The 16,103-nt window shown below is 73.8% G+C and carries 16 protein-coding genes and 1 pseudogene; 5 read left to right on the forward strand and 12 right to left on the reverse strand.

Going from position 1 to position 16,103, the window contains the following annotated elements; translation table 11 throughout:
- Positions 1-5 precede the first annotated feature (5 nt).
- From ACZ79I_RS09480 to ACZ79I_RS09495, 4 genes are read left to right on the forward strand one after another with little or no spacing between them, the layout of a single operon-like run.
- The gene (locus tag ACZ79I_RS09480) at positions 6-1,286 is read left to right on the forward strand and encodes an ADP-ribosylglycohydrolase family protein (RefSeq protein WP_471495987.1); all 1,281 of its coding nucleotides are present in this window, start codon (positions 6-8) and stop codon (positions 1,284-1,286) included.
- Between the two features lies 1 nt (position 1,287).
- Complete coding sequence (locus ACZ79I_RS09485) at positions 1,288-2,676, forward strand: ADP-ribosylglycohydrolase family protein (RefSeq protein WP_471495988.1); 1,389 nt, start codon at positions 1,288-1,290, stop codon at positions 2,674-2,676.
- A complete protein-coding gene (locus ACZ79I_RS09490; RefSeq protein WP_471495990.1) occupies positions 2,673-3,863 on the forward strand; it encodes a CaiB/BaiF CoA transferase family protein in 1,191 nt (396 codons plus the stop codon). Before ACZ79I_RS09485 ends, ACZ79I_RS09490 begins: the two co-directional genes overlap by 4 nt.
- On the forward strand, positions 3,860-4,702 hold the full coding sequence (locus tag ACZ79I_RS09495; protein WP_471495992.1) for an HpcH/HpaI aldolase/citrate lyase family protein: 843 nt from the start codon (positions 3,860-3,862) through the stop codon (positions 4,700-4,702). The genes ACZ79I_RS09490 and ACZ79I_RS09495 overlap by 4 nt, the downstream gene beginning before the upstream one ends.
- A 527-nt stretch (positions 4,703-5,229) precedes the next feature.
- On the opposite strand, the pseudogene lgt reads toward ACZ79I_RS09495, so the two are convergent.
- The 11 genes and pseudogenes from lgt to hisI all read right to left on the reverse strand — a co-directional run.
- A pseudogene (lgt, locus tag ACZ79I_RS09500) lies at positions 5,230-6,055 on the reverse strand (prolipoprotein diacylglyceryl transferase); the annotation flags it as partial.
- A gap of 110 nt (positions 6,056-6,165) precedes the next feature.
- Positions 6,166-6,945, reverse strand: a complete 780-nt coding sequence (locus ACZ79I_RS09505; RefSeq protein WP_471495994.1) for a DsbA family protein — start codon at positions 6,943-6,945, stop codon at positions 6,166-6,168.
- Positions 6,946-7,043: 98 nt separating this feature from the next.
- Positions 7,044-7,859 (reverse strand): tryptophan synthase subunit alpha, encoded by an 816-nt coding sequence (gene trpA, locus ACZ79I_RS09510; RefSeq protein WP_471495996.1) that lies wholly within the window; start codon positions 7,857-7,859, stop codon positions 7,044-7,046.
- Positions 7,856-9,142 carry a tryptophan synthase subunit beta gene (trpB, locus tag ACZ79I_RS09515; protein ID WP_471495998.1) on the reverse strand — a complete coding sequence of 429 codons (1,287 nt, stop codon included), beginning with the start codon at positions 9,140-9,142 and terminating at the stop codon, positions 7,856-7,858. The genes trpA and trpB overlap by 4 nt, the downstream gene beginning before the upstream one ends.
- A gap of 159 nt (positions 9,143-9,301) precedes the next feature.
- Entirely contained in the window at positions 9,302-9,499 is a 198-nt protein-coding gene (gene trpM / locus ACZ79I_RS09520; RefSeq protein ID WP_471496000.1) for a tryptophan biosynthesis modulator TrpM, read from the reverse strand.
- Between the two features lie 22 nt (positions 9,500-9,521).
- A complete protein-coding gene (gene trpC / locus ACZ79I_RS09525) occupies positions 9,522-10,331 on the reverse strand; it encodes an indole-3-glycerol phosphate synthase TrpC (RefSeq protein ID WP_471496002.1) in 810 nt (269 codons plus the stop codon).
- 223 nt (positions 10,332-10,554) lie between these two features.
- Positions 10,555-11,013, reverse strand: a complete 459-nt coding sequence (locus ACZ79I_RS09530) for a DUF2752 domain-containing protein (protein ID WP_471496003.1) — start codon at positions 11,011-11,013, stop codon at positions 10,555-10,557.
- Positions 11,014-11,115: 102 nt separating this feature from the next.
- Entirely contained in the window at positions 11,116-11,352 is a 237-nt protein-coding gene (locus tag ACZ79I_RS09535) for an HGxxPAAW family protein (protein ID WP_471496005.1), read from the reverse strand.
- A gap of 114 nt (positions 11,353-11,466) precedes the next feature.
- Positions 11,467-12,105: a TIGR02234 family membrane protein gene (locus tag ACZ79I_RS09540; protein ID WP_471496007.1), complete on the reverse strand. Its 639-nt coding sequence runs from the start codon at positions 12,103-12,105 to the stop codon at positions 11,467-11,469.
- 63 nt (positions 12,106-12,168) lie between these two features.
- Positions 12,169-13,647 (reverse strand): anthranilate synthase component I, encoded by a 1,479-nt coding sequence (locus ACZ79I_RS09545; protein ID WP_471496009.1) that lies wholly within the window; start codon positions 13,645-13,647, stop codon positions 12,169-12,171.
- Positions 13,648-13,658: 11 nt separating this feature from the next.
- The gene (hisI, locus tag ACZ79I_RS09550; protein ID WP_471496011.1) at positions 13,659-14,060 is read right to left on the reverse strand and encodes a phosphoribosyl-AMP cyclohydrolase; all 402 of its coding nucleotides are present in this window, start codon (positions 14,058-14,060) and stop codon (positions 13,659-13,661) included.
- An 82-nt stretch (positions 14,061-14,142) separates the two neighbouring features.
- Here hisI and ACZ79I_RS09555 point away from each other — a divergent pair, with 82 nt between their 5' ends.
- The gene (locus tag ACZ79I_RS09555) at positions 14,143-14,778 is read left to right on the forward strand and encodes a TIGR03085 family metal-binding protein (protein ID WP_471496013.1); all 636 of its coding nucleotides are present in this window, start codon (positions 14,143-14,145) and stop codon (positions 14,776-14,778) included.
- Positions 14,779-14,821: 43 nt separating this feature from the next.
- On the opposite strand, the gene ACZ79I_RS09560 is transcribed toward ACZ79I_RS09555, so the two are convergent.
- On the reverse strand, positions 14,822-16,093 hold the full coding sequence (locus ACZ79I_RS09560; protein WP_471496015.1) for an MFS transporter: 1,272 nt from the start codon (positions 16,091-16,093) through the stop codon (positions 14,822-14,824).
- Positions 16,094-16,103 lie beyond the last annotated feature (10 nt).

A 16,103-nucleotide genomic window follows, 5' to 3' on the forward strand; every position in this document is an offset into this window, starting at 1 on the left:
CGGGCATGACGCCCACTCCTGACGAGACACTCACTCCCGACGAGACGCATGTTTCCGACGGGAGGCCCGCCTCCGCCGGACAGCCCGCACCCGGCGCGACTCCCACTCTCGGCGCGACTGCCACTCTCGGCGCAACTCCCACTCTCGGCGCGACTCCCACTCTCGGTGAACGCATCACCGGCGCCCTGGTCGGCGCCGCCGTCGGCGACGCCCTCGGCGGACCCGTCGAGGGCCGCTCCCCCGAGGAGATCGTCGAGCGGCACGGCGGCCGCGTGCACGGGATCGTCGGGCCCTGGCACGGCGACGCCTGGCGCACGGCCCGCCCCATCGCCCCGTACCACAAGGGCGACGGCCACGTCACCGACGACACCTTGATGACCCATGCGCTGGTCCGCGTGTACGCGGCCGTCCGCGACCATCTCGACGCCTACGCGATCGCCGACCACCTGGTCCCCGACCTGATGGCCAACCCCCGCTGGATTCCGGAACTCGAGGCGGAGGCGATCCCCCTCCAGCGGGTCTTCCTCGCGGAGAAGTGGCTGGTGGCCCGGCTGCACTACGGCCACGCCGACCCCCGCGAAGCCGGCGTCGGCAACATCGTCAACTGCGGTGCCACGATGTACATGGCGCCGGTCGGTCTGGTCAACGCGGCCCATCCGGCGGGTGCGTACGCCGAGGCGCTGGACATCGCGGGCGCGCACCAGTCGTCGTACGGCAGGGAGGCCGCGGGCGTCTTCGCGGCGGCGGTCGCCGCGGCCTGCGCACCCGGTGCGACCCCCGACTCGGTCGTGGCGGCGTGCCTGTCGCTGGCGAAGGACGGGACGCGCGCCGCCATCGAGACGGTCTGCGAGACGGCCTCCCACTACTCGGACTTCGAGTCGGCGCTGGGCCCGCTGCGGGAGGCGGTGGCGCCCTACGACACGGTGGGCCCCGACTACCGGGCGCCGTCCCTGGGTGCCCGGCGCCCGTCCCGGCTGCACACCATCGAGGAACTCCCGGTGGCGCTGGGCATGATGGTGGTGGCCCGCGGCGACTACCGCCATGCGGTGCTCGGTTCGGTGAACTACGGCCGGGACTGCGACTCCATCGCGACGATGGCGGGCGCGATCACGGGAGCGCTGGGCTCGGAGGTCCCGTCGTACTGGGCGAAGACCGTCGCCGAGGCGAGCCGCCTCGATCTGCACGCACCGGCGGGCGCGCTCACGGAGGTCGCACGGGAGATCTTCGCCCGGGACGTGCACCGCCGCCGGGCCCACGAGGCGGCGTTCGCCGGGATCGGGGGCTGAGGTGCTCCGACTGACCTGGGCGCAGCCGGAGGACCTGCTCGGCCACGAGCTCCGCCAGGCGGAACAGGACGGCCGGGAGCCGTCGGCGATCGCGGCGCGGTGGACGGCGGCGGGCGGTCCACCGGCGCCGGACCGCGCCGGGGCGTCACCGGAGCCGGTGTCTCCGTACCTGCGGCTCCTCGCGGAGGATCTGCTGGACGAACTCGCCGACCTGCCCAGCAGCCTGACGGAGCGTGAGCCGACGGACCTGGAGCGCATCAAGTCACTGTGCCCCGACTGGCCGGTCCGCGGACCCGGCCCGGGGGCGACGGACCCCGCTCGTTCGTCCGCGGCCCCGGCCGAGGCACGCCTGGAGGCCGCATGGCTCGGCCGGGCCGCCGGCTGCCTGCTCGGCAAACCCGTCGAGAAGCTCCCCCTGGACGGCATCCGCCGACTCGCCCGGGCCACCGGCAACTGGCCGCTGAGGACCTGGTTCACAGCGCGGGGAGTGCCCCCGGAGCTGACGGCGGCCCACCCCTGGAACCGCCGCTCCGCGGCGACCTCCCTCGCCGAGAACATCGACGGCATGCCCGAGGACGACGACCTCAACTACCCGCTGCTGAACCTTCTGTTGCTCCAGCGATACGGCAGGGGCTTCACCACCGCCGACGTGGCACGGCTCTGGCTCGACGAACTCCCCGCCGGCCGCACCTTCACCGCCGAACGCGTCGCCTACCGCAATCTCCTCTCCGGCGTCGAGCCCCCGCGCACCGCCCGCCACCGCAACCCGTTCCGCGAGTGGATCGGCGCCCTGATCCGCGCCGACGTGCACGGCTGGACGAACCCCGGCGACCCGGCCGCCGCCGCCGAACAGGCCCACCGCGACGCCACCCTCACCCACACCGCGAACGGCGTCCACGCGGCGATGTTCACGGCCGCCGCCGTCGCCGAGGCGGCCACCGGAGCTCACGACGTCCACCACTGCCTGCGCACCGGCCTCTGTGTCGTGCCGCCCGGCTCCCGGCTCGCACGCGCCGTCCGCCACGCGGTCCGGCTCGCCCGCGGCACGGAGGACTTCGACTCGGTCGTCGACGAACTCCACGCCGCGCACCGCGCGTACCACTGGGTCCACGCCGTCCCCAACACCGCGCTGATCGCCGCGGCCCTCACCCACGCCGACGGCGACTTCACGGGCTCCATCTGCCGTGCGGTGGCGGGGGGCTGGGACACCGACTCGGCCGGCGCGACGGCCGGCTGCATCGCGGGGCTGCTGGCCGGACACCCCCGCGCGCTGCCCGACCGCTGGACGACCCCGCTCAAGAACCGGCTGGCCACGTCCGTCGGCGACTTCAACGGCATCGGTTTCGACACCCTGGCCCACCTCACCCACCGGGAATCCCTCCGCTCATGACCCCTCCCCTCACCGGCCTGCGCGTCCTCGATCTCGCGACCCTCTTCGCCGGCCCCCTCGCCGCCACGCTGCTCGGTGACTTCGGTGCCGAGGTCATCAAGGTCGAGCATCCGTCCCGGCCCGACCCCTCACGCGGGCACGGCCCGGCGAAGAACGGGGTGGGCCTGTGGTGGAAGCTGCTCGGCCGCAACAAGCGCGCGATGACACTGGACCTGTCGAAGCCCGGCGGCCGGACGACGCTGCTGCGTCTCGCCGCCGGCGCCGACGTGGTCATCGAGAACTTCCGCCCGGGCACCCTGGAGAAGTGGGGCCTGGGCTGGGAGGAACTGTCGGCCGCCAACCCCCGTCTGGTGCTGGCCCGGGTGACCGCCTTCGGCCAGTTCGGCCCGTACGCGCACCGCCCCGGCTTCGGCACGCTCGCCGAGGCGATGAGCGGGTTCGCGGCGATCACCGGGGAGCCGGACGCGCCCCCGACGCTCCCGCCCTTCGGGCTGGCCGACTCGATCGCCGGCCTGGCGACGGCGTACGCGGTGATGACGGCCCTCGCGGCCCGGGACCGCACCGGCGCCGGCCAGGTGGTGGACATGGCGATCATCGAACCGATCCTCATGGTCCTCGGTCCGCAGGCGACCTGGTACGACCAGCTGGGCCATGTGCAGCCACGCACCGGCAACCGCTCCCAGAACAACGCCCCGCGCAACACCTACCGCACCGCGGACGGCCACTGGGTCGCCGTCTCCACCTCCGCGCAGTCCGTCGCCGAGCGGGTGATGCGCCTGGTCGGCCGCCCGGAGCTGGCCGACGAGCCGTGGTTCGCGACGGGTACCGGGCGGGCCCGCCATGCGGACGTGCTCGACGCGGCGGTCGGCGGATGGATCGCCCGCCGCACGCGCGCCGAGGTACTGGAGGTGTTCGAGAAGGCGGAGGCCGCGGTGGCGCCGGTCCAGGACGTACGGGATGTGATGACCGACCCGCAGTACACGGCCCTGGAGACGATCACCACGATCCCCGACGATCCCGAGCTGGGCCGGCTGCGCATGCAGAACGTCCTGTTCCGCCTCTCCGCGACGCCCGGCACGATCCGCTGGGCGGGCCGCCCGCACAGTGCCGACACGGACGCGGTCCTGACCGAGCTCGGGCTCACGGGCCCGGAGATCACCGCGCTCCGGGCGGAGGGCGCCCTGTGACCGCGGGAGGAGCCTTCCCCCCGCTGACCTTGCTGTACGCGCCCGGAGACCGCCCGGAGACGGTCGGCAAGGCCCTGGTGTCCGGGGCGGACGTGGTGCTGATCGACCTGGAGGACGCGGTCGCCCCCGACCGCAAGGAGTACGCGCGGACGGCGACGGCGGAACGGCTGTCGCAGCGCCCCCCGGTCCCGGTGCACGTCCGGGTGAACGCACTGGACAGCCCCTGGGCGGAGGCGGACCTGGCGGCGCTGACCGCCCTGCCCGGACTGTCGGGGCTGCGCCTGCCGAAGGTGACGTCTGCGTCGGACGTGGTCCGCGTCGCGGAGCGGGCGGTCTCCGCGGGCGGCGCGGTCCCCCTCCATGCCCTCCTGGAGACAGCCCTGGGTGTGGAGCGGGCGTTCGCGATCGCCTCGGCACATCCGGCCGTACGGGGCATCGCGCTGGGCGAGGCGGATCTGCGGGCGGACCTGGGGGTGCGCGAGGACGCGGGTCTCGACTGGTCACGCTCGCGCGTGGTGGTGGCCGCGCGGGCGGCGGCGCTGCCTCCGCCGGCCCAGTCGATCCACCCGGACATCCGGGACCTGGAGGGCCTGGCGGCCTCCTGCGCCCATGGCCGCACCCTGGGCTTCCTGGGCCGCGCCGCGATCCACCCCCGACAGCTGCCCGTCATCGAGCGGGCCTACGCGCCCACCGCGGAGGAGATCTCCCGCGCGGAGGAGGTCCTGAAGGCCGCGGCCAGGGACCAGGGCGCCCAGGCCCTCCCCGACGGGCGCTTCATCGACACGGCGGTGGTGCGGGAGGCCCAGCTGACACTGTCCCTGGCCCGGCGGCGGCGATGAGAAGCCGGACCGCGGCGGCCGGGCCTTCCTCTCCGGGAACGGACCGGGGGCGCCGTATCGGGCGATACGGCGCCCCCGGTCGGGTGCGTACGGTCCTCAGACCCTCTTGGCCGACTCGGCCTCGTCCTGCCCGGCCCCGACCGTCTCCGCGTCCGTGGCCTCGGCGACCTCCGTGGCCTCGGCGACCTCCGCGGTCTCGACGGTCACGACAGTCTCCGCGGTCCCGGCGGCGTCATCCGTCTTGACGGCGTCGTCCGTCTTGGCGGTCTTGACGGTCTTGACGGTGCCGGCGCCCTCGGCAGCGGCAGCGGCAGCGGTCTTGCCGGCGTCAGCGTTCTCGGCGCCGTCAGCGTTCTCGGCGGCCTCCGCCGCTTCCGTGGTCTGTCCGGTCTTCGGGGCGTCCGCGGCCCCCGGAGCGTCCGAAGCCTCCGCGGACGTCGTCTTCTCGTCCGTGGCCTGCGGCTTCTTCTTCTGCTGCTCCGCCGCGTCCCCGTCCGGCACCTCACCACCGGAGGCGTCCTCGCCCGTGGCCTCGGAGGCACCCGGCTCGACCACTGCCTCCCGGCCGGGCCGCAGCCGGGCCGACACCACGATGTAGATCACGGCGAGCAGGAACACCCCGATCGCGGTCCAGTCGTTCAGCCGCAGACCGAGGATGTGGTGCGCGTCGTCGACCCGCATGTACTCGATCCAGAAACGGCCCACGCAGTACGCCGCCACGTACAGCGCGAACGCCCGCCCGTGCCCCAGTGTGAAGCGGCGGTCCGCCCAGATCACCAGCAGCGCGACACCGATGCACCACAGCGACTCGTACAGGAAGGTCGGGTGGTAGTAGCCCGGGACCCGTCCGTCGGTCGACGAGGTGATGTGCAGTGCCCAGGGAACATCCGTCGGCCGTCCGTACAGCTCCTGGTTGAACCAGTTGCCCCAGCGTCCGATCGCCTGGGCGAAGGCGATGCCGGGCGCGACGGCGTCGGCGTACGCGGGCAGCGGGATGCCCCGGCGCCGGCAGCCGATCCACGCGCCGACCGCCCCGAGCGCCACCGCGCCCCAGATGCCGAGCCCGCCCTGCCAGATCTTGAAGGCGTCCACCCAGTCACGGCCCTCGCTGAAGTACAGCTCGTAATCCGTGATCACGTGGTAGAGGCGCCCGCCGACGAGGCCGAACGGCACCGCCCAGACGGCGATGTCGGCCACCGTGCCGGCTCGGCCGCCCCGGGCGATCCAGCGCTTGTTGGCAAGCCACACGGCTACGAAGACACCGATGATGATGCAGAACGCGTAGCCGCGCAGCGGGATGGGGCCGAGATGCAGCACCCCGCGCGACGGGCTGGGAATGTAGGCAAGTTCCATGGCAGGACCGACGCTACCGTGCCGGACACACGGGGTGGCAACCCGCACCGGCTACGGGTCCATAACGTACGGTGCCCGCGCCGGCGGACCGGGATACCGCCCGGCGCGCCTCAGCGTTTGGTGGCCGCCTCCACCATCAGCTTCAGTTTCGCCGGTGTCATCGTCCGGTCGGCGTAGATGTTCTTCCCGCCGAACAGCACGGTCGGCGTGCCCGGGAAGCCGCCGCTCTGGAACGCGGCGTGCGACTTCACCACCCAGCTGTTGTGCCTGCCGTCCTCGACGCATTTCCGGAACGCCGGTGTGTCCAGACCGGGCACCTTGCCCGCCAGCCCGATGAGCTTGCCGTCGTTGCCGAACGTGTCCTGGGTCTCCTGGGGCTGGTTCCGGTACAGCGTGTCGTGGTAGCTCAGGAACTTGCCGGCGTCCTGGGCGCACGCCGCCGCGTTGGCCGCGCGACGGGATCCGCTGCCGCCCAGGTTTCCGTCGATCAGCGTGACGAGGTGGTACTCGACCTTGAGCTTTCCGGCGTCGACCAGTTGGTGGATCGTCGGGCGGTAGGCGGTCTCGAACGCCTCGCAGGCCGGGCAGCGGAAGTCCTCCCACACCGTGAGGGTCGACTTGGCGGAGTCCCGGCCGACCGGGATCGCAAGGCCGTCCTTGCCCACAGCCCCCGAGGGAGCCACGGCGGGCCCTGCGGAGTCGCTCTGCTTGCCGCCCTTGCCGGCGTTCGCCGCAAGGACGCCCACCACCGTCGCCAGGGCCAGGACGCAGACGACCGAGGCGCCCACGATCAGCGCCCGGCGGCGCTTGTCCGCGGCCCGCTGCTTCTCTCGCTCGATCGCCATCCGCTCACGGGCGGTGCGCTTTCCGTCACGGTTCTTCTCGCTCACATGGGGCAGAACGAACCGGGGAGGCGCAGCGCGCCTCCCCGGCCCCAGGTCCACCCCTTCGAGTGAGGGGAATGGCCTCCCGGCCACCCCTCGCCGCGTCAGGCGGCGGCGCGGACGCCTTCGGCCAGCTCGCCCGCCAGGGCGCGCACGGCCGCCAAGGCCGCCGCCTCGTCCTCCGCGTCCAGGATCCGCTTCACGAACGCCGAGCCCACGATGACACCGTCGGCGAACCCGGCCACCTCGGCTGCCTGCGCGGCATTGGAGACGCCGAGGCCGACGCAGACCGGCAGCCCGGTGGTCGCCCGGGTGCGGCGGACCAGGTCCTGGGCCTGTGCGCCGACGGACTCGCGGGTGCCGGTGACGCCCATGAGCGAGGCCGCGTAGACGAAGCCGGAGCCCGCCGCGGTGATCGCGGCGAGCCGCTCGTCCCTGCTGCTGGGCGCGACCACGAAGACCGTGGCGAGCCCGTGCTTGTCGGCGTGCTCCCGCCACAGGGCCGACTCCTGCACGGGCAGGTCCGGCAGGATGCAGCCGGCGCCGCCCGCCTCGGCCAGCTCGGCGCTGAAGCGCTCCACGCCGTAGCGGTCGATCGGGTTCCAGTACGTCATCACGAGCACCGGCTTGCCGGTCGCCGCGTACACCTCGCGGACCGTGCGCATGACGTCGGCGATCTTGACCCCTCCGCGCAGGGCGATGTCGTCGGCGGTCTGGATGACGGGCCCGTCGAGGACGGGGTCGCTGTGCGGCAGGCCCACCTCGACGATGTCGGCGCCGCCGTCGAGGACCGCCCTGATCGCCGCGATACCGCCGTCGACGGTCGGGAAGCCGGCCGGCAGGTAGGCGATGAGCGCGGACCGCCCCTCCGCCTTCGCGGCGGCGATGGTGTCGGACAGCAGCCGGATGTTCCCGCTCACTTGGCGTCCCCCTCGATCTCGGCGGTGTCGCTGTCGGCGTCCGCGGCGACGGACGCGTCGGTGTCGTACAGGCCGAAGTAGCGGGCGGCCGTGTCCATGTCCTTGTCGCCGCGGCCGGACAGGTTGACCACGATCAGCCCGTCCTTGCCCAGCTCCCTGCCGACCTCCAGGGCGCCGGCGAGCGCGTGGGCGCTCTCGATGGCCGGGATGATGCCCTCGGTGCGGGACAGCAGGCGCAGGGCCTGCATCGCCGCGTCGTCGGTGACGGCGCGGTACTCGCCGCGGCCGCTGTCCTTGAGGTAGGCGTGCTCGGGGCCGATGCCCGGGTAGTCGAGACCCGCCGAGATCGAGTACGGCTCGGTGATCTGGCCCTCCTCGTCCTGCAGCACGTACGACCGTGAGCCGTGCAGGATGCCGGGCTCGCCGGCGCTGAGGGTGGCGGCGTGCTCGCCGGTCTCGATGCCGTGGCCGGCGGGCTCGCAGCCGATCAGCCGCACGGACGTGTCGGGGATGAAGGCGTGGAAGAGCCCGATGGCGTTGGAGCCGCCGCCGACGCAGGCGACGGCGGCGTCGGGCAGGCGCCCGGCGCGCTCCAGGATCTGCCGCCGGGCCTCGACCCCGATGACCCGGTGGAAGTCGCGGACCATGGCGGGGAAGGGGTGGGGTCCGGCCACGGTGCCGAAGAGGTAGTGGGTGTGGTCGACGTTGGCGACCCAGTCGCGGAACGCCTCGTTGATGGCGTCCTTCAGGGTGCGCGAGCCGGACTTCACGGCGACGACCTCGGCACCGAGCATGCGCATGCGGGCCACGTTGAGGGCCTGGCGCCGGGTGTCGATCTCACCCATGTAGATCGTGCACTCGAGCCCGAACAGCGCGCAGGCGGTCGCGGTCGCGACGCCGTGCTGGCCGGCGCCGGTCTCCGCGATGACCCGGGTCTTGCCCATGCGCCGGGTGAGCAGGGCCTGCCCGAGCACATTGTTGATCTTGTGGGATCCGGTGTGGTTGAGGTCCTCGCGCTTGAGGAACACCCGGGCGCCGCCGGCGTGCTCGGCGAACCGCGGCACCTCGGTGAGGGCGCTGGGCCGGCCGGTGTAGTTGACGAGCAGGTCGTCGAGTTCGCGGGCGAACTCGGGATCGGTCTTCGCCTTGTCGTATTCGACGGCGACCTCGTCCACGGCGGCGACGAGGGCCTCCGGGATGAACTTGCCGCCGTACGCGCCGAAGTAGCCCTCGGCGCTGGGAACCCGGCCTTCGGGGTCGGGGATGAAGAACTCGCTGGGCATGCGGTTACCTCGCAGGGGCGTGCTGCCCCGGGTTGGTCGGACGGGAGTCACGTGTGTGGCGTGCGCGCGTCGTCCCCCGCGTCCGCCGCCGCCCGTCGTCGCGGGAGGCGGGGAGCGGCGGACGGAGCGGTCCGGCCCGTGTGGCGGACGGCGTCCGGCTCAGGCCGGCCGCCGGCGGGCGGCGCGCACGCGGCAGCGCCATCGCCTGCCGTTCACCTGGCCCGGCTCGTCACCGATGACGTACCGCACCCGTCGCCCGTGCACGCGCCGCGCGGGCGCCCGGCAGCCGCGCGGCCGGCATCCGCGGGCGAGGCGGGCATACGGATCCCTGGTCGCCATGGTGATCGTGAGCATCATCAGCGCCAACCCTACCGGGGTGTCAGCCCCGCCCGTGCCGCAGCGCCGGGTGCGCGCCCGCCGCCACCAGGTCGGCGACCGCCGTCTTCGGGTCGCGCCCGGTCACCAGCGACTCGCCCACGAGCACCGCGTCGGCACCCGCGTTGGCGTACGCGATCAGGTCGTGCGGTCCGCGGACGCCGGACTCGGCGACCTTCACGATCCCCGCGGGGACCTCGGGGGCGACCCGCTCGAACGTGGAGCGGTCGACCTCCAGGGTCTTGAGGTTGCGGGCGTTGACGCCGATCACCTTCGCGCCGGCGTCCACCGCCCGCTCGACCTCCTCCTCGTCGTGCACCTCGACGAGCGCCGTGAGCCCGATGGACCCGGCGCGCTCGATGAGGGACTCGAGGGCGGGCTGGTCGAGGGCGGCGACGATCAGCAGCGCGAGGTCCGCGCCGTACGCCCGTGCCTCCCACAGCTGGTAGGAGGTGACGATGAAGTCCTTGCGCAGCACCGGGATGTCGACCCGGGCCCGCACGGCCTCCAGATCGGCCAGCGAGCCGCCGAAGCGGCGCTGCTCGGTGAGCACGGAGATGACGGCGGCACCGCCCGCCTCGTAGTCCGCCGCGAGACCCGCCGGGTCGGCGATCGCCGCGAGCGCACCCTTGGACGGGCTGGACCGCTTGACCTCGCAGATCACCTTGACCCCGTCACCGCGCAGGGCGGCGAGGCCGTCCCTGGCCGCGGGCGCCTTCGCCGCGCGCTCCTTGAGCTCGTCGAGGCTGACGCGCGCCTGCCGCTCCGCGAGGTCGGCACGGACTCCGTCGATGATCTCGTCGAGCACACTCACGCGAGCGGCCCCCTTCCTGGCGGTTGACGATTCAAGCGGCTCAACCGGATTGAGCCTCGGCCCACCGGGACCGCTTGTCGGACGAAACCGATGGTCACTGTGATGGTATCCGGAGGAAGGCGTAGGCCTCGCATCCGGTTGACGCCGGTCCCTCCCCCACCCTCGAACCAGCTTCGCACGGCTCGGGCGGGAGGTGCCCCCATACTGGACATTCGTCAGTTGATCAAGGATGTAGCCAGCCACCGAACGGCAGGTTCCGGACAACCGTGAAGACCAGCAGCAACGCTCCCAGGCTCCACAGGTGCACCGGCCGGAGGTCGATGCCCAGCGGCCGTCCCCGCACCGCGCGGACCACCCACACGGCCCACAGCACGGCGAAGACCGGATAGCCGACGGCGGCCAGGGCGTTGTCCTGGAGCGCCGCCAGTACGTCCCCGTGCACGAAGGCGTGCGCACCCCGCAGTCCGCCGCAGCCGGGGCAGTACACGCCCGTGAGGCGCAGCAGCGGGCAGACCGGGTAGTGCCCGGGCTCGTTGGGGTCCACGGCCCCGACGTACGCGAAGGCCGCGACGACACTCGCGAGCACCCCGGCGGGGACGGCGGCACGCCGGAGCGCGGCGGCTGCCCCGGGGCCCGTAGGCGACGCGGTCACAGGAGCGGATTCGGCGTTCACACCTCGCATTCTGCCCGTCCCGCGCCCGGTTCGCCCACCGCGCCCGGACACGCGAGAGGCGGCCCCCGCGCTCAGGGCGGGGGCCGCCTCTCGTGCACAGTCGGGGAGGGCTCAGCGCTCCGTCGCGCTCGCCGGCTGGTGCGCCGAGTGCGCCGGCTTCGGCTGGCCGAGGCCCATCTGCCGCATGATGCCGCCGACGACGGCGCCGCCGACGATCAGCACCATGCCCGCCCAGAAGCCGATGGGCTGGTCCATCACGGTGAAAGCGCCCGCGACGCAGAAACCGATGAAGGCGATGATGACGCCGGTCCAGGCGGCCGGGGTGTGACCGTGGCTGCTGCCCGCCATGACTTGCTCCTCGTTAGCTGAATGTGCACATGTGAGTCGGACGCTCGGCAACCATTGTCCCGTACCCGCGCGTATGAGGTGACTCGGGGTCGCCCTCGCGTGGCGGTGGGCCGTTCAGGCGCCGGTCGGGTCCTCGCCCCGGTCGAGCGCCTTCCACAGGTCCTCGGGGCGGTCCGGGTCGACCGGAGCGGTCCTGCGCGGGCCGGGCGTGCCGCCGCGCTCGTGGCGGCCGGACATGGCCGGCCACAGCCGGCCGTGGCGCAGGGCGAGCAGCCCGGCGAGAAGGACGAGCGCCCCGCCGGCCGCCGTGATGTACGGCCAGACGGTGTGGGTGAGCGCGGCGGCGGTCGCGGCGGTGTCGCCGGCCGCCTGGGCCGCCTTCTCGTCCAGCGCCGAGCTGTCGCCGGCGCCCAGGAGCGCCGCGGCGACGGTGCCCGCGCCGGAGAGCGCGAGCAGCCCGGAGACGAGCAGACGGCCGGTGCTGCGGACGGCGAAGACGGCGACGAGCGCGGCGAGGCCCACGACGGCGAGGGCCGCGGGCACGCCCGTGACGTCGCTTCCCTTGGCGGTCAGCGGGAAGTCCCCGCCGGCCACCGCCACGGTCCCCGAGGACCAGCTCTGCCGGGAGGAGAGCAGCACCACGGCCGCGCCTGCCGCCCCGCACAGCAGGGCGAGGGCGAGGCTGCGGCGGCCGGAGCGCGCGGGCGCGGCGGCCTCGGATCGGGGGTGAGGTACGGCAGTCACGTAGTCCACTATCGCCTGAGCCCCGGGCGAACCGTCACCCGGGACCCCTTGTCGGCCCGTCGGCCGATCGGCTCACCGGCCGAGCCGGTTCGCCGTGTGGACCGCCCGCAGCACCGCCGCCGCCTTGTTGCGGCACTCGGTGTCCTCGGCGACCGGGTCGGAGTCGGCGACGATGCCCGCGCCCGCCTGGACGTACGCGGTGCCGTCGCGCAGCAGGGCCGTTCGGATGGCGATGGCGGTGTCGGAGTCGCCGGCGAAGTCGAGATAGCCGACGCAGCCGCCGTACAGGCCCCGCCTGGACGGTTCGAGCTCGTCGATGATCTGCATCGCGCGTGGTTTGGGCGCGCCGGAGAGCGTGCCCGCCGGGAAGCAGGCCGTCAGGACGTCGAAGGCCGTGCGGCCGCGGGCGACCCGGCCCGTCACGGTGGAGACGATGTGCATCACGTGCGAGTACCGCTCGACGGACATGAAGTCGACGACCTCCACCGAGCCCGGCTCGCAGACCCGGCCCAGGTCGTTGCGGCCCAGGTCGACGAGCATCAGGTGCTCGGCGCGCTCCTTGGGGTCGGCCAGCAGCTCCTCGGCGAGGGCCTGGTCCTCCTGCGGGGTGGCGCCGCGGTGCCGGGTTCCCGCGATCGGGTGAACCATCGCCCGGCCGTCCTCGACCTTCACCAGGGCTTCCGGGCTGGACCCGACGACGTCGAAACCGTCGAAGCGGAACAGGTACATGTACGGCGACGGGTTGGTGGCGCGCAGCACCCGGTACACGTCCAGCGCGCCGGCCGTGCACGGCGTCTCGAAGCGCTGCGAGGGGACCACCTGGAAGGCCTCGCCCGCGCGGATGCGCTCCTTGATGTCCTCGACGGCGTCCTGGAAGTCCGTACCGCCCCAGCGGGCCGTGTACTCGGGCAGCTCGGAGGGCGGGAGCACGGCGGGCGGCTGGGCGACCGGGCGGGACAGGTCGGCCTCCATCGCGTCGAGGCGGGCCACGGCGTCCGCGTAGGCCTCGTCGACGCCGGTGTCGAGGTCGTTGTGGTTGATCGCGTTGGCGATCAGCAGGACCGAGCCCTCCCAGTGGTCCATGACGGCGAGGTCGCTGGTGAGCAGCATGGTCAGCTCGGGGAGCCCGAGGTCGTCGCGCTCGCCGGGCCCGATCTTCTCCAGGCGGCGCACGATGTCGTAGCCCAGATAGCCGACCATGCCCCCGGTGAAGGGCGGCAGACCCTCCTGGTGGGGCGTGTGAAGGGTCTCGATGGTGGCCCGGAGGGCGGCCAGCGGGTCACCGTCGACGGGGACGCCGACGGGCGGAGCGCCGAGCCAGTGGGCCTGGCCGTCCTTCGCGGTGAGGGTCGCCGCGCTGCGGACGCCCACGAAGGAGTAGCGGGACCAGGAACGGCCGTTCTCAGCGGACTCCAGCAGGAAGGTGCCGGGGCGCTCGGCGGCGAGCTTGCGGTAGAGCGCGACCGGCGTGTCGCCGTCGGCCAGGAGCTTGCGCGTGACCGGGATGACGCGGCGGTCGGTGGCCTGCTTGCGGAACGTCTCGAGGTCCATGGCGGCCGACCTTACTGATCCCCGGACGGCGCGCCGGAACCGGCGTCCTTGAGCAGCACGTCGGCGTCGAAGCAGGTGCGGTCGCCGGTGTGGCAGGCGCCGCCGACCTGGTCGACCTTGACCAGCACGGCGTCGGCGTCGCAGTCGAGGGCGACCGACTTCACGTGCTGGAGGTGGCCGGACGTGTCGCCCTTGACCCAGTACTCCCGGCGGCTGCGCGACCAGTATGTGCACCGCCCGGTCGTCAGCGTGCGGTGCAGCGCCTCGTCGTCCATCCAGCCGAGCATCAGCACCTCCCCGGTGTCGTACTGCTGGGCGATGGCGGGGAGCAGCCCGTCTGCGCTGCGCTTGAGACGCGCCGCGATCTCGGGGTCCAGGCCGCTGGGCCTGCTGGGCGGAGGCGTGCTGGTCATGCCGCCCATTGTGCCGCGCCGGGCCGCCGTGCCCGGCCGGCGTCCGGTGGGCGGACCGTGCCCCCGGTCGTAGGCTGACTGCATGTCGACCCATGCCAAGCGTGAACGACTCCTCCTCGCCGACCTGTTGGAGGCCACGGGCCCGGACGCGCACACCCTGTGCGAGGGCTGGACCACCCGTGACCTGGCCGCGCATGTCGTGGTGCGCGAGCGCCGCCCCGACGCGGCCGGCGGCGCCCTCCTCAAGCAGCTCGAACCCCGGCTGAACCGGGTCATGGCCGAGTACACCGACAAGCCGTACGAGGAACTGATCCAGCTCATCCGTACGGGTCCGCCGCGGTTCTCGCCCTTCTCGCTGAAGCAGATCGACGAGATGGCGAACATCGTCGAGTTCTACGTCCACACGGAGGACGTGCGCCGCGCGCAGCCCGACTGGACGCCGCGCGAGCTCGACCCGGTCTTCCAGGACGCCCTGTGGTCGCGGCTGGAGCGCACCGCCCGCCTGGTCAGCCGCGGCGCGCCCACGGGTCTGGTGCTGCGCCGCCCCGACGGGCAGACGGCGGTCGCGCACCGGGGCACACCGGTCGTGACGGTCACGGGCGAGCCCTCCGAGCTGCTGATGTTCACGATGGGACGGCAGCGGGCGGCGGACGTGCAGCTGGAGGGCGACAAGGACGCCGTGGCCAAGATGCAGGACGCGAAGGAGCTGGGGATCTAGGGTCGTCCGGGGCTCCGCGGCGTCCGAGGGCGGCCGGGGCCCCTCAACGGGGGAGTTCGGCGCGGCGCAGGTCGCGCACCCCCAGGGCGATCACCCCGCCGAGGCCGCAGACCGCGGCGCTCACGGCGAACACGGGGCCGGTGCCCCACGCTCCGATGGCGGCGGCGGTCAGCGGCATGGTCAGCGGCGCGATGCCGAGGCTGACGATGCCGCCGACCGCGCTGACCCGGCCGAGGTAGGCGGGGTCGGCCAGGGTCTGCAGCAGGGCACCGCACAGTGCCCCGCTGAGGCCGGCGAGCAGCCCGATGAGAAGGGCGGTGCCGACGGCCGCGGGCAGGCTCGGTGCCCGGGCGAGGGCGCCGATCGCGACGGAGCCCGCCAGGACGGAGACCCCGGCGACCCGTCCCGCGGACGGCAGCCGCCCCCGCACCGTCAGCGCCAGCGCGGCCGTGCCCGCGCCGGTGCCGAACCCGGCGAGCACCCAGCCCATGCCGGAGGCCCCCCAGCCGCGCTCGTCGGCGAGCAGCGCCAGGCCGACGTTGAGCGGGCCGACGAAGCCGAGGTCCCCGAGGGCGATGGCGACGGTCAGGGGCGCGAGGACACGGTGGCCGCGGAGGTAGCGCAGTCCTTCGCGCAGATCGCGCCAGGGCGTCCCCCTCCCGGGTGCCGCCGTGTCGTCGGGCGGCAGCTCGCGGAACCGTACGGAGACCAGCAGCGGCACCGACACCGCGATCAGCAGCCCGGCGAGCCCGAACGCGGCCGCCGCACCGCCCATCGCCACGCCGAGGCCGCCGAGCGGGGCGCCGGCGACGTTCGCGAACCGCTCCACGAGCCCTCGCATCCCCTGGACCCGGGCGAGCTGGCTCCTGCCGGTGATCCGCGCCGGGAGCGCGCCGACGGCGGGCACGAACACCGCGTCGACGGAACCGAAGACCAGCGCGAGCAGGGCCAGCGGCCACAGGCCCGGGCGCGTCAGGAACAGCAGCCCGGCCACGGCGAGCGCGGTCGCGCAGCGCACCGCGTCGCCGCCGATGACGACCCGCCGCGGTCCGAACCGGTCGGCGACCACTCCCCCGCCCAGCATCAGCACGGCGCGCGGCAGGGCGCTGAGCGACATCACCACCCCGGCCTGGGCGGGGGATCCGGTCCGCACGGCGGCCCAGGACAGGGCGACGTAGTAGACGCTGTCGCCCACCGCCGACGCGGCGTAGGCGCCGATCCAGCGCAGGACGTTGCCGTCGCGGTGGGCGGGGAGCTCGGGCGCGTGCGGTCCGGCGGCGGTCGCGGTCGGGGTCGGGGTCGCGGTACCGGTCACGGCAATGGCC

It is taken from the genome of Streptomyces sp. PSU-S4-23, assembly GCF_055632315.1.